At 43.2% G+C, this 14,335-nt stretch carries 10 protein-coding genes and 1 pseudogene; 7 read left to right on the top strand and 4 right to left on the bottom strand.

What is annotated here, in order from left to right; translation table 11 throughout:
* Nucleotides 1-64 precede the first annotated feature (64 nt).
* Nucleotides 65-1,024, bottom strand: coding sequence for a lysophospholipid acyltransferase family protein (locus AB8P72_RS07485; protein WP_198328983.1), 960 nt, complete (start codon nt 1,022-1,024; stop codon nt 65-67).
* Between the two features lie 67 nt (nt 1,025-1,091).
* The gene (gene aspS, locus AB8P72_RS07480) at nt 1,092-2,918 is read right to left on the bottom strand and encodes an aspartate--tRNA ligase (RefSeq protein WP_068408773.1); all 1,827 of its coding nucleotides are present in this window, start codon (nt 2,916-2,918) and stop codon (nt 1,092-1,094) included.
* A 423-nt stretch (nt 2,919-3,341) separates the two neighbouring features.
* Here aspS and sohB point away from each other — a divergent pair, with 423 nt between their 5' ends.
* The 6 genes from sohB (at nt 3,342) to AB8P72_RS07450 (ending at nt 10,263) form a co-directional block, all read left to right on the top strand.
* Nucleotides 3,342-4,328 (top strand): protease SohB, encoded by a 987-nt coding sequence (gene sohB / locus AB8P72_RS07475; RefSeq protein ID WP_191692479.1) that lies wholly within the window; start codon nt 3,342-3,344, stop codon nt 4,326-4,328.
* Between the two features lie 293 nt (nt 4,329-4,621).
* Nucleotides 4,622-5,872 carry an acyl-CoA dehydrogenase family protein gene (locus AB8P72_RS07470; protein WP_068408775.1) on the top strand — a complete coding sequence of 417 codons (1,251 nt, stop codon included), beginning with the start codon at nt 4,622-4,624 and terminating at the stop codon, nt 5,870-5,872.
* 140 nt (nt 5,873-6,012) lie between these two features.
* Entirely contained in the window at nt 6,013-7,296 is a 1,284-nt protein-coding gene (locus AB8P72_RS07465; protein WP_369957556.1) for a phosphotransferase family protein, read from the top strand.
* A gap of 90 nt (nt 7,297-7,386) precedes the next feature.
* The gene (locus AB8P72_RS07460; protein WP_068408751.1) at nt 7,387-8,145 is read left to right on the top strand and encodes a histidine phosphatase family protein; all 759 of its coding nucleotides are present in this window, start codon (nt 7,387-7,389) and stop codon (nt 8,143-8,145) included.
* A 408-nt stretch (nt 8,146-8,553) separates the two neighbouring features.
* Nucleotides 8,554-9,255 carry an SDR family oxidoreductase gene (locus AB8P72_RS07455; RefSeq protein ID WP_238060903.1) on the top strand — a complete coding sequence of 234 codons (702 nt, stop codon included), beginning with the start codon at nt 8,554-8,556 and terminating at the stop codon, nt 9,253-9,255.
* Between the two features lie 126 nt (nt 9,256-9,381).
* Nucleotides 9,382-10,263 carry an IS982 family transposase gene (locus AB8P72_RS07450; RefSeq protein WP_369957555.1) on the top strand — a complete coding sequence of 294 codons (882 nt, stop codon included), beginning with the start codon at nt 9,382-9,384 and terminating at the stop codon, nt 10,261-10,263.
* 156 nt (nt 10,264-10,419) lie between these two features.
* On the opposite strand, the pseudogene AB8P72_RS07445 reads toward AB8P72_RS07450, so the two are convergent.
* Both AB8P72_RS07445 and AB8P72_RS07440 read right to left on the bottom strand, forming a co-directional pair.
* Nucleotides 10,420-12,121: pseudogene (locus AB8P72_RS07445) on the bottom strand (AMP-binding protein).
* Nucleotides 12,122-12,565: 444 nt separating this feature from the next.
* Entirely contained in the window at nt 12,566-13,141 is a 576-nt protein-coding gene (locus tag AB8P72_RS07440; protein ID WP_369957554.1) for a thioesterase, read from the bottom strand.
* 271 nt (nt 13,142-13,412) lie between these two features.
* Between AB8P72_RS07440 and xthA the strand changes: the two genes are divergently transcribed.
* Nucleotides 13,413-14,237, top strand: a complete 825-nt coding sequence (gene xthA, locus AB8P72_RS07435; protein WP_102076264.1) for an exodeoxyribonuclease III — start codon at nt 13,413-13,415, stop codon at nt 14,235-14,237.
* The last annotated feature ends 98 nt before the right edge of the window (nt 14,238-14,335 follow it).

Below are 14,335 nucleotides of genomic sequence, written 5' to 3'. Positions count from 1 at the left end.
GCATAGCTATCATTGACGATATTTCTAGATGCTTAACTGATTGTACGAATGTTGCTTATTAGAATTAAACTTCAGAATTATTAGACATTTGCTTATTATCATGTAAGGCATGTTTTTGGATATTACCGTTGATAAAATCAGCCAAAGCTTTTTCGTCAGCCCTATAAGGGTTGTCTAATAAAGGGATTTGTTTAAAACGGCGATAACCCCACATATAATGACTGTAATGAGATTCAATCATATGCTGCATGGCAATATTGAGCGCATGAGCAGCGGTTTCAGTATTGCGGTCATAGAGCGCTGGATCGTCTAATTTATAACAATAAATGTCAAAACCCTGCCCGTCGTCACGACGTATGCAGGATAAGCCAACCAAGGCACACTTGGTTTTGCTTGCCAGTTTTGACGCCAATGTGCTGGTTAAAGTTTCAATACCAAAAAAGGGCACAATTACGCCACCTGAAGGTTCAGGAACGTGATCAGGCAATACAATACTAAAACCGCCTTGTTTTAAGGTTTTAAAAACCGCTTTGACACCGCTACCATCGGTCGGAACCAGTGTGGCATTAAGACGCGAGCGACCTTGCAAGACAAAATCGTTAGTCAGCTCGCCTTTAACAGGCTTATACATAATCGTTGGCGCGCCAAACTGATTAAGCCACGCGTTCATCATCTCCCACGTACCCAGATGGGGGACAATCGCCAGCATTCCATTAGGATTGGCAAGCCCTTCTAATAAATACTCTTTATTATGCACGTCACGAATCTGGGCAATGCTCCACTGCGGTGGCATCGCCCAGCTTTTGATAGATTCGATACTGGTTAAACATTGATGATAAATAATGTCTTTGGTTAATGCGCGTTTTTGATGAGCAGATAACGACGGCGCAATCAGCGCCATATTGATACGCACAGTGCGCATGATACTAGCATTTGGTAGGCGTAATATTACCCAGGCAACAAAACGTGCCAGCATCTGCAAAACAGACAGTGGCACGAATTTGAAGAGATGATATGGATTCATGACCATTCGCATGGTGATACATTACATAACGGACAATATAAACAATATCTGCGCATGACTAAACCATTTATTGTGCAGGTTTATTGGTATCAGGCTGGGCCTTTTCACGTACACGGATACCAAGTTCACGTAGCTGTTTGCTATCTACCGGAGCAGGCGCTTGCGTCAATGGGTCTTCAGCAGTTTTGGTTTTAGGGAAGGCGATCACGTCACGGATAGAGCTTGCGCCGACCATCAGCATAATGAGGCGATCCAAACCGAAGGCTAAACCACCATGCGGAGGCGCACCGAATTTTAGAGCATCAAGTAAGAAGCTAAATTTCTCTTCGGCTTCAGCCTCATCGATACCTAGCGCTTCAAATACCGCTTTTTGCATCTCAAGGGTATTGATACGTAAGCTACCGCCGCCGATTTCAGTACCGTTTAACACCATATCATAAGCGATAGAAAGCGCTGATTCAGGTTTGGTTTTCAATTCTTCAACAGAGCCTTTTGGTTTGGTAAACGGATGGTGCATTGATGTCCAGCGCCCATCATCCGTTTCTTCAAACATTGGGAAGTCAGTCACCCAAAGTGGCGCCCATTCGCAGGTCAGCATGTCTAAGTCTAGACCAATTTTTTGACGTAACGCACCGATGGCATCGTTGACGACACTGGCTTTATCAGCACCGAAGAAGATAATATCATTACTCTCGGCACCCGTACGCTCAATCAAGCTCGCTAGGACGTCATCAGTCATATTTTTGATGATAGGCGATTGTAGACCAGATTCTTTATCGACACCGTTGTTGATGTTGCTGGCGTCATTGACTTTAATATAAGCCAAACCACGTGCACCATAAATGCTCACAAACTTAGTATAAGCGTCGATTTGCTTACGGCTTAATGAAGCACCGCCAGGAATTCGAAGGGCAGCAACGCGGCCTTTAGGGTCGTTGGCAGGACCGGCAAAGACTTTAAAATCAACGTCTTTCATTAAATCAGCAACGTCGACCAATTTTAATGGAATACGTAGGTCAGGCTTGTCTGAGGCATAGTCGCGCATGGCTTCAGCATAAGTCATACGCGGAAATTGTTCAAATTCAACATCCAGCATGGTTTTAAATAGATGCTTAATCAAACCTTCGTTGATATTCATGATTTCTTCTTCATTTAAGAAAGAAGTCTCAATATCGACTTGGGTAAATTCAGGCTGACGGTCAGCACGTAAGTCTTCGTCACGGAAACACTTAGCGATTTGATAATAACGATCAAATCCTGACACCATCAATAACTGTTTAAATAGCTGTGGTGACTGCGGTAAAGCAAAAAAGTTACCCGGGCGAGTGCGTGAAGGCACCAGATAATCCCGTGCGCCTTCTGGTGTGGCACGAGTCAAGATAGGCGTTTCAACGTCTAAGAAACCATGGTCATCTAGATAACGACGAATCGTTGAGGTGGCTTTAGCACGGAAAACCATGCGCTCTTGCATTTGCGGACGACGCATATCAAGGTAGCGATATTTTAAACGCAGATCTTCTGATACCGTGGTTTTCTCATCATTTAATGGGAAAGGCGGGGTTTCAGATTTTGCCAATACTTCAATCTCTTTGCCCAATAGCTCAATTTGACCACTGGTCATATTAGCGTTTTCAGTACCTTCGTAACGACGGCGAACGCGACCGGTAATTTTTAGCACATATTCAGGACGTACCGCATCAGCAGTCGCGAATGCTTCTGGCGTATCTGGGTCAACGACGACCTGCAAGATACCCGCGCGGTCACGCATGTCTAAGAAAATCACGCCACCGTGATCGCGACGACGATGTACCCAGCCTACGATGCTAATGGTTTGCTCAAGTAAGCTTTCGGTTACAGCGCCGCAATATTCGTCTCGGTATTCGCTATGCGTCATAGTGCTTTGCGTCATAATATAATTATCCAGTTGTCAGCCCAATTCGAAATACAATAATGCAGCCGCTAGCGTGTAATATAAGCGCCGTGCCTTTGAGCATTTAGCCAAAAAAGCACGAATAACGCGATATAAGACAAATGGTCATCACGTTGGCTGCAGAAAATTTGATGTAAACGCATATTATGCCTAATCTGCCTTTGTTATACAACCTGTGGCGTCCAATCAGTAGTGTTCAAACGAAGGGCAGGGACGTATCAGTAGAGGTGGTATTTATTCAGTAATATTTGTCTTGGGTTAAATATTGTCATTTTGCTTGAAAATGCTAGTCACTGTGCGCATATCAAGCTAACTTATTAAACCGTATTAAAACCACTTCAATTATCTATTAAAATTATTTATTTCAACTATCAAGGAATCCTGCTCATGCTTTTTCATCCTTCTAAAAATCCTGTTGAGCTAAGAGTTATCCATCTCAATAAAAGCCAAGAGCAACGTCGTGAAGATCTGATGGAGGCGACGCAAGGTAAAGCGGCGCTTAAACAACTTAGAAAAACCATGGCGAAAAAAGCCAAGCAAGCATTAAAAGTAAAAAATAAGAGTAAAAACAAAAAGAATAATAGCGATGAGAAGCAGCAAGTTTTTGTGCTTGATTTTGATGGTGATATCAAAGCCACAGCGGTGAAGCATTTACGCGAAGAAATCAGCACACTCATCAGTACCGCTAATAAAGGCGATGAAGTCGTCGTACGCTTAGAGTCGGGCGGCGGTTTGGTTCATGGTTATGGCTTGGCAGCGGCACAATTAGCACGTTTAAAAGACGCCGGTCTAAAGCTTACCGTCTGTGTCGATAAAGTCGCGGCCAGTGGCGGTTATATGATGGCTTGTGTCGCCGACAATATCGTTGCCGCACCCTTTGCGATAATTGGTTCAATCGGTGTGGTCTCGCAATTACCAAACTTCCATAAATGGCTCAAAAATCATGATGTTGATTACGAGATGTTCACCGCAGGTGACTATAAGCGCACCGTGACTGTGTTTGGTGAAAATGACGCCGAAGACCGCGCTAAATATCAAGAGGAGCTGGAGCAGACGCACGAGTTATTTAAGCACTTCGTTAATACCTATCGTCCAACACTGGATGTCGCTAAAGTCGCTACTGGTGAGCATTGGTATGGTGAAGATGCGCTAAAACTTAACTTAATTGATAGCTTGCAAACCTCTGACAGTTATATTTTAGAGCGTATGGAAAATAATGAAGTGTATGCGCTGCATTCACGTCAAAAGCCAACGCTTGCCGAAAAATTGGGTTTATCACAAGCCGCAGAAGCCACACTCAGCATGGCGATTGATAAGCTACCAGATGCACTGGCGCGTTTTGATTTAGAGAGCCGCTTAAACATCCTAAAATAAGTCTAAATATCATGAGGTTAATTGATAGCTAGCGTTCTAGTATTTCAACAGCGAATCGTGCATTGTTTGTATTTTGTAAAAGGCGTGTCCTAGCGGGTCGCGCCTTTTTTGCTGTTTAATCGCAAATGCTGTGTTATAAATGGGGCAGATAAAACAGAGTATACGTACGTACACTATAAAATCTCATTAATCTTTTTATGCAATCTCAACACATAGAATTTTGATGTGAATTTCATAAAAGCCATTAATCATCAGTAAAGAAAAGGATGTCAACTATGTCTACCGACACATTAATGTTTACCGCCAGCGAACATGGTCAAGCCATGCATGCCAAAGTCAAAGAGTTTATCGAAACCCAAATCGAGCCAATAGAAGCACAGTTTTGGGCGGACTGTCATGCGCAAAACCCTGATGGTAATTGGAAAAATTGGCGCTGGCCAGAAAAGTACGAGAGCCTACGTAAACAAGCGCGTGAAGCGGGTTTATGGAATTTATTTTTACCTGATGATAAGCTTGGGGCTGGGCTGTCGGTTACTGATTATGCACCGATTGCCGAGCTCACCGGTCGCAGTTTGCTCGCGCCTTATGTCTTTAATTGTAATGCCCCTGATAGCGGAAATATGGAGCTGTTATGGCGTTATGGTTCACAGGAGCAGCAAGATAAATGGCTAACGCCGATATTAGAAGGTAAAACGCGTTCGGTATTTTGTATGACTGAGCCTGATGTGGCGTCAAGTGATGCAACCAATATGCAAGCGACTGCTGTCGTCGATGGCGATGAGATTGTTATCGATGGTAGCAAGTGGTGGTCATCGGGTCTTGGCGACCCTGCCGTCGATGTTTTGATTGTCATGGCTTATACTCCTGATGAGGATAAAGACCGTCACCATCAGCATTCGATGGTCTTGGTGCCAGCAAACACCGCAGGCGTTAACATCGAACGTATGTTAAAGGTATTTGGTGATTACGATGCGCCGCACGGTCATGGCGAAGTCCGCTTTAATAATGTGCGTGTGCCGTCTGGTAACTTTATCGGTGGGCCTGGTATGGGCTTTGAGATTGCGCAAGGTCGCCTAGGACCAGGTCGTATTCACCATTGCATGCGCTGTATTGGTGCTGCCGAAAAGTCTCTTGAGCTCGCGGTTAAGCGCGGTATGCAGCGTACCGCGTTTGGTAAGCCTCTGCTACAATTAGGCGGTAACTTTGAGCGTATCGCTGACGCCCGTATCAAAATTGACCAAGCGCGTTTATTGACACTATACGCGGCGCAAAAAATGGACGCGAAGGGGACCAAAGCGGCATTGACTGAAATCTCTGCCATTAAAGTCGTTGCACCGACTGTCTTGCAAGAAGTGGTTGATATGGCGATTCAAATTCACGGTGGCATGGGTGTTTGTCAAGATACGATGTTGCCTGCTTTCTTTGCACAAGCTCGCGCACTACGTTTAGCCGATGGTCCTGATGAAGTACATAAAACCATGATTGCCAAATTAGAATTAAAACGCCAAGGTTTTAGCCGCTCGTCTAAACCTCCTAAATCTTAAAAAGTCGGCTACATTGTCATTTAAATTATATGACCAAAAATTCACTATTGATGATTTGATAGTGAATTTTTAACTCTTAAGCTTTTATAAACAACAAATAACTGGTAAAAAATAAACGACCACACGATAAGGAATGTCTTATGGAAACTGAACATCATGCCAACCATACTGATGCTGACAATCAAACCGTTAATAAAGTTTTAGATAAAGGCGGCGAAGTGCGCGAGGGCGAAGAGCTTGACGCCAAAGCGGTCAGCGACTGGCTACGCGAGCAAGGCGTTGATATAAAAGGCGAGCCAACGGTGACACAATTCTCAGGTGGCGCTTCAAACTGGACTTACCGGCTGCAATATGAAGGCGAAGGTGACGGCCAAGATTTGATTTTACGCCGTCCGCCAAAAGGCACCAAAGCCAAATCGGCACATGATATGGTGCGCGAATATACCGTGCAAAAAGCTTTAAAAGATGCTTATCCCTATGTACCAAAAATGGTCGCGCTGTGTACTGATGAAGACGTTATTGGCGCAGACTTTTATGTCATGGAGCGAATGGAAGGTATCATTCCGCGGGCTAATTTGCCAAAAGGCGTCGATTTAAACGAAGCGCAAACACGCGAGTTATGTACCAATGTCATCGACGCTTTGATTGAGTTGCATGAAGTCGATTATACCAAGCACCCTGATTTGGTAAATCTTGGTCGCGGCGAAGGTTATTGTGAGCGTCAAGTGACGGGCTGGGATAAGCGTTATGTCAAAGCCAAAACGCCCAATGTGCCAAGCTTTGCTTTGGTAAGACAATGGCTTGGCAAGCACACGCCTGCCGATAGTAAAACTTGTGTTATCCATAATGATTGGCGCTTTGATAATGTGATTTTGGCGGCTGATGATCCGACCAAGGTCATCGGTGTGCTCGATTGGGAAATGGCTACCTTAGGCGACCCTTTGATGGATTTGGGTAGCGCTTTAGCGTATTGGATTGAAGAAGATGACAACATCATCATGCAGCAATCTCGCCGTCAGCCAACGCATTTAAAAGGCATGATGACCCGTGATGAAGTGGTAACCTATTATCTTAAAAAGACGGGCCTTAAGATAGACAACTGGACGTTTTATGAAGTGTTTGGACTATTTCGCCTAGCCGGTATCGTGCAGCAGATTTATTATCGTTATTATAATAAACAAACCAGCAATCCAGCTTTTAAGAACTTTTGGATTATCGTCCATGTCTTACATGCTAAATGTCTCAAGCTGATTGCTCAGTATGAAGGCGAGGCTTTATTTATAAGCCACGTGCAACCGCATCTGCAAGATATAGGCGTCGATGCGGCGATGGTCGAGCAACTACCAAGTCCGATTCAAACGGTTATCAAGGGCATTTTACCAAAAAGCTATTTTGGACAAAGTAATTCTAAAGCTAAAGAATAAACGCTTTAAACGCATAGTAAATGCACAAATTTATAGCCGTTGATTCAATCTAAAAAATTTAAAAAAGTACGATTAATAAGGCAATGTTTTATGACAACCATACTTTTAGCGCGTCATGGTCAAGCGTCATTTGGGCAAGAAGATTACGACCAGCTCTCAGAGCTTGGTAGTATGCAGGCGCAAATGCTGGGTCAGCATTATGCAACGACCCAGCGCCGAATCGATGCGATTTTTAGCGGTAGTTTGGTTAGGCAGCAAGATTCTGCGCGCCATTTTTGGCAAAGTTATCAGTCATCTTTTGGCGAGAGTAACGAAAAACCAAGCGTAACTGCCATCAATCTAGATGAGCCTGATAGCTATGTACTGCCGCAGTTTGATGAGTTTAATCATAAAGATGTACTGATAAAATCTAATCCTGCTTTTGCTAGCCGTGTGGGAATTGCTGCTGAGATTGCTAAAGCAGAGGTGCCAGTCACACGGCTGGCAGAGTTGTTTGACGACGCGATGCAGCGTTGGCATGCGGGCGAAAACGACAGTGATTATATCGAAAGCTGGCTACAGTTTAATGAGCGCGCCAAGCAAGCGCTTGAGCAAGTACGTCAACAAGTTGCCAATTTGCAGTTAGGCGTTGACAGTACGGTTTTGGTGTTTACCTCGGGTGGTATTATCGCTGCGATCACTGCGCAGTTATTACAGCAGGGCAGCTCAACAGCCTATCAAATCAATAAAAGTTTGGTCAACACTGGCGTGACATCGCTGACGCTTAAAAATGAACGGAGTCGCCTGTTGTCTTTGAACGAATACAGTCATTTATTTGCTGAGGGCAAACGCTTTGTGACTTGGCGCTAAAAAACAAAGATCAAAGTCTTAAAGCCAGTTAATTAAAAACATCGTGAAGCGGTTACTGTAACTAGGTAGCCGTTTTTTATGGTTTTAAAATCAATCATTACAGGGTGAAAGTAGTTTGATTCTATGCTGCTTTAGGTTGCTTGCGTGTTTGCTTTAGGCTATAACTGCTAAACTTACTCTGTAGATTTACGTTACGATAGACAGTCGACGTCATTTATATGAATACCAATAGGATGGTTTATGAAAAATAAATTAATAAACTTAGTGACCAGTAGCGCTAACCACCATAAAAATCAGTTATTTAGTGCCATTCAGCCAGCGCGTTATCTGAAAGGTTTAAATAAGCAACAGGTTGGCCGCGGTAAAACGGTTTTAATCACTGGCGCAAGCTCAGGGTTAGGCGAGGGTATGGCAAGACTCTTTGCAAAACTTGGTTATAATCTTGCCATTTGCGCCCGCCGTACTGATCGTTTAGAAAATTTAAAAACCGAGCTATCGGCGCAGTATCCTGATATCCGTATTGAATACCGTGTCTTGGATGTCAGTGATTACGATGCGATATTCGAGGTGTTTGATGGGTTCGCAGCGGATTTTGGTCATATTGATCGCGTGGTGGTCAATGCCGGCGTCGGTGATAGCCGCCGGATTGGCAAAGGGCGCTTTGATACCAATCGCAAAACCGTCGAGATTAACTTCATCTCAGCGCTTGCCCAATGTGAAGCGGCGATGAATATTTTCCGAGCTCAAAATAGCGGTCATCTGGTGGTGATATCTAGTATGTCAGCGATGCGCGGCTTGCCTAAGCATTTGACCGCTTATGGCGCAAGTAAAGCGGGTTTAGCACATCTTGCAGAAGGTATCCGTGCCGATATGCTATTGACCAAATTGCCGATTAAGGTATCGACCATTTATCCAGGTTATGTGCGCACCGAAATCAATGAAAATGCCAAACCTTTACCGTTTGAAGTAGATGCAGAAACAGGCACCAAAGCGATCGTTGCTGCGATTGAGGCAGAAGTAGACGAAGCTTGCGTGCCAAGCCTGCCATGGTCGATTGTCGGTCAAGCGATGAAGCATTTGCCATTACAAGTGGTTAATAGAGTCAGCTGATAGCGGTTGTGTTGTTATTAATTTTAACCCCAGTTCGGGATAAGGGCTCAAAAAAAGATAAAAAAAGAAGTCCAAAGTTGCTAAAGTAAGTTTACCAAGACCACTTAAGCAAAAAGGACTTCTTACATGGACAACCTAACCGAACTATACTGCCATATTGACGACTTTTATCAGCAATTCAAACCTGAGTTTGAGGCTCACTTAATCGCAACGGGCCGTCAACGGCTAAGAGCATGCAAGATAAGTGTATCAGAGATGATTACCATCTTGGTACTGTTTCATCAACTGCGGTATCGACAGTTTAAGTCTTTTTACTACCATCACATGCTTGGCATGATGAAGCGGGAGTTTCCAAACTTGCCCAGTTATTCACGGTTTATAGAGCTGATACCACGCAGTATCATGCCATTATGTGCCTACTTGCAAAGCATGATGGGCGACTGTACAGGTATCAGCTATATTGATTCAACCAAGATAGCAGTTTGTCATAACAAGCGTATCTACCGTCATAAAGTCTTTGAAAGAATGGCAACCCGAGGCAAAAGCAGCATGGGCTGGTTCTATGGCTTTAAGCTGCACGCCATTATCAATCATAAGGGCGAGCTTGTATCTGTTAAAGTCACTGCGGGTAATACGGATGACAGAGTGCCTGTTAAGGATATGGCAACGTCTGTGTTTGGCAAGGTGTTTGGGGATAGAGGCTATATCAGTAAAGCACTAAACGAGTGGCTCACAAAACACAGTGATACCATGTTGATCACCAAACTTCGGCGTAATATGAAACCCCAATTGCTTGAGCCTATAGATGAGGCACTACTCAATCATCGCTCTTTGATTGAAACGGTGTTTGGAGAGCTTAAAAACTTGTGCCAAATCGAACACTCACGCCATCGTAGTGTCACGGGGTTTATCACAAACTTGCTGTCAGGTTTGATTGCTTATTGCTGGTTTCCCTATAAACCCACCATCAAAAACATGCCTCAGCAGGGACAGGTAGTCATATTGTAAATAGTATCAATAAGTTACAATGTGGCTTATCCCGAACTGGGGTTAATTTTAAAACTAATCAAGAAAAATTAACGCAACAAAAAGCCCGCTACATTGTATATAGTGGGCTTTTATTTTTTGAAACTTATAAGTCTTAACTACTGAGAGTCTTAACGACTATAAGGTTTGCGGATTATCTGACATGTGTTTTTCACGCAATTTTTGGCGCAGTACTTTACCAACGTTACTCTTTGGTAGCTCAGTAACAAACTCGATATAACGCGGACATTTATAGCCGGTTAAATTGTCTAGAGCAAATTCTTTAATCGAGTTTTTGGTCACGTTATTGTCGGCAGGGATGACGTAGATTTTGACCGCTTCTCCTTGACGCTCATCAGGAATACCGATCACCGCGCAATCAAGAATGCCTTCACAATCAAGCATCACGGATTCTACTTCGTTAGGAAAGACGTTAAAGCCTGAGACCAAAATCATGTCTTTCTTACGGTCTAATAATCTAAAGTAGCCTTTTTCATCCATACTGACGATATCGCCCGTGCGAAAGTAACCATCTTCAGTAAAGTCTTCGCTACTGTCTCTATTCAGATAACCTGAGGTGACGTTAGGACCTTTAACACACATCTCACCAGCTTCATTGACACCGACGCGCTTGCCGTCTTCATCTATGATGATGACATCAACGCTCGGAACTGGGACGCCAATAGTGCCGTTAAACTTACGGTCGGTAACAACGTTGGCAGTGCCGACAGCCACACCCTCAGTCATACCCCAGCCTTCAATCATGGCGCAACCAGTGGTTTCAAGCCAGCGCGCTGCCGTCTGTTCGGTCGCTGCCATACCGCCTGCTTGCGAGATACGTAGCGAGCTAAAATCAAGGTCTTTAAAGTTTGGATTATCAAGCAAGCCTTTAAACAAAGTATTAACTGCTGGGGAAATATGGAACGGTTGTTTAGATAAGGTTTTGATAAATCCAGGTATGTCGCGTGGATTGGGTATCAGGATAAAGGTATAGCCTGAACGCATACCGAGTGAGCTTAGCATAAAGGCAAAAATATGATACAGCGGTAGGGCCATGACCATATTGATATAAACTTCATTAATCTCTGACGTGATAGGGCGCGTCCATGCTTCTGATTGCATGGCTCCTGCGACGATATTACGTTGAGATAAAATCGCACCTTTAGAGAGTCCGGTCGTACCACAGGTATATTGTAAAAATGCTTTTTGATCCAAAGTCATTTTTGGCTTTTGGAAGGGTAGGTTTTTGCCTTTTTTGAGCACATCGGGAAACTTTGTGACTTCATGCTTAGGGTCGTTTAGCTTGTATTTGGGCACCAAACGTTTGACTTGACGGATAATGGTATTTACTAAAATACCTTTGAGGCCCATCATATCGCCCATTTTTGATAAGACGATACGCTTAATTTGCGTCTCATCAATCACTTGCTCGAGCGCTTGAGCGAAATTATCCACCACAAAGATAACCTTTGCATCTGAGTCATTTAACTGATGGCGCAGTTCACGGCCAGTGTAAAGAGGGTTAACGGGCGTACAGACGTAACCTGCGCGCAAAATACCAATCATGGTTGGCAAGTATTGCGGCACGTTTGGCATCATCAGCGCAACCACGCTGCCTTGAGGCAGTCCTTGTGCTTGTAGCCAAGCGGCGACGGCAAGAGAAGCCTTATCAATGTCATCATAGGTATGAGTCACGCCCATACAGATACTCATAGGATGCAGACGAAAGCGATCAAAACACTCTTCATACAGCTCCACGATGCTGCCATATCTATCTGGATCGATCGTTTTCGGCACACTCTTAGGTATATTGGGCAAGCCAAGGTTTATTCAACGTCATAGTCAGCGTCCTGGAATTTCAATTAAGTTTCTATCGTTAAGCAGTCGTATCCGTGTCAATAAAAAATCAGCGCTGACGTAAAGCAATGGCCGCTGAGTTTGATAACATCCTTATCTATTGACGGACTACTAAGTTTCTTTGCAACTAAAATATAATGTATCGACGATATAATGATACATTTAAGCAACACATTAGCATGAATCTAAGTAAAGGCAATATTAGCATGCGAGTACTGCCCAGTACACATTAAAAGTTTATAAATAAATGCTTCTATAGGAAAAAAAAGACCATCAATGAGGTGGTAGTGAAACATGCTGATATTTGGATAAAAATTTAAGATGGTCTTTGGATAAATACGATATATAACTTAAAAACCGTTTAAGTCGTGCCTAAAAATATCACTGCAAAGGAATAGCGATAGGTTAAAGAGTAGTGCGTTTTTACTTAAACTTTAAACGAGACTGAATCGGCACTATGTTCGGTTATTGCTTGATTAATGGTTTCGCTTAATTTTTGCGGTACACGAATAGGGCGCATGGGTGCGCTATTATTGCTTGCAGAGTCTGGCGTGACTTGGTTTTGCACGCAAGCGATGACAATTTTAGCGCGACTTAATAAAGTAGTGTTTGAAAAGGCAGTACTTTTCTGAGGAATATCATTGTCATTCGGCGCTAAGCGATGGATACTTTGATAAAATATAATGCTGGCAGGTTTTAGCTCAACCTTATCAATGCGTACGTTGATGACCTCATCTAATAAAATGGCTTTTTTATACTGCAAATCTGCTTGGCTAACGACAAAATGCTGAATCTCACCATCATCGGTCTGCAAAAAATAGCCATTTAAACCAAGCTTGGTGAACCAGTCGCGGCGGCAGTTTTCAAAAAACACCAGATGATTGGCATGGTAGACGATGCCGCCAGCATCAGTATGGTTAATATAGACATTGTAATCAGTAGCAAATAGCGGGGTGCTTGCGTGCATCGATTGTGCAGCGGTATTTTTATTCATGGTTGTCATCAGGTTACTCAGTAAATTTGCGCCATTAATAGCATGTAGAGTTTAAGAGGTTGATATATAAGGTTATAAAAATAAAAAATAAGAAATAACAATGCTTAGATTGTTACTCATGACAGCTACTCTATCGTAAGAGATAAAGGCGCGCAACAGCTAGCTGTGGCGATGTCTGTTATGATAAGCCTTTATTTATCATCTCTTGCTGCTTGCTTTATTTTATAAAAATACTTGTTATAGAAAGATTTTATTTCAATTCATAATGATAGGATAGTTTATGACCCGTTTTGTTTGTTTTAATATCAATGGTATTCGCGCTCGTCAACATCAGTTAGAAGCGATAAAAGAGATTATCGACCCTGATGTGATCGGTCTGCAAGAAACCAAAGTACACGACGAGCAGTTTCCGCTCGCAGATGTGGAAGGTTTGGGCTATCACGTCGAGTATTTTGGTCAAAAAGCGCATTACGGCGTCGCATTATTATCTAAAATTGCCCCTATTTTTGTGCAAAAAGGTTTTCCGGGAGAAGATGAAGAGGCACAGAAGCGCTTTATCCATGCCCGCTATGTATTCGACGGTCGCGAAGTGGATGTGCTTAACGGTTATTTTCCGCAAGGCGAGAGCCAAGACCATCCGACTAAGTTTCCTATGAAGCGTGCCTATTATGCGGATTTGATAACCTATATTGATACACTAAAGGCAGAAGGGCGCTCGCTGGTTATCATGGGTGATATGAACATTGCCCCAGAAGATATCGATGTTGGTATCGGCGAGGCCAATGCCAAGCGCTGGCTTAAAAATAGAAAAACCTCGTTTTTACCTGAAGAGCGCGAATGGTATGGTAACTTGATGGCGCGAGAGCTGACCGATACTTATCGTCTGCATTATCCAGACAGCACCGAATTATATAGCTGGTTTGATTATCGCAGTCGCGGTTTCAATGATGATCCTAAGCGCGGGCTGCGTATAGATCATATTTTATGTACAGCAGATTTGATCGACCATTGTGTCGATGCTGGTATCAGCTATGAGCTACGCGGCATGGAAAAACCGTCTGACCACGCGCCAATTTGGGCAGCGTTTGATTTAAATAAAGTATAATAACTGGCTTTGAACCATAGACTTTTAATATCAGATTTTTAGCATTCGTTTTTAAGAACTAAAAACGAATAACTAGAATTTTATAAAGATAATTTATA

Source organism: Psychrobacter sp. CLB018 (genome assembly GCF_041222815.1).
GTDB classification, from domain to species: domain Bacteria; phylum Pseudomonadota; class Gammaproteobacteria; order Pseudomonadales; family Moraxellaceae; genus Psychrobacter; species Psychrobacter faecalis.
Note: the sequence above shows the minus strand (reverse complement) of the source record. Positions and strands in the feature narration are given on the sequence as shown.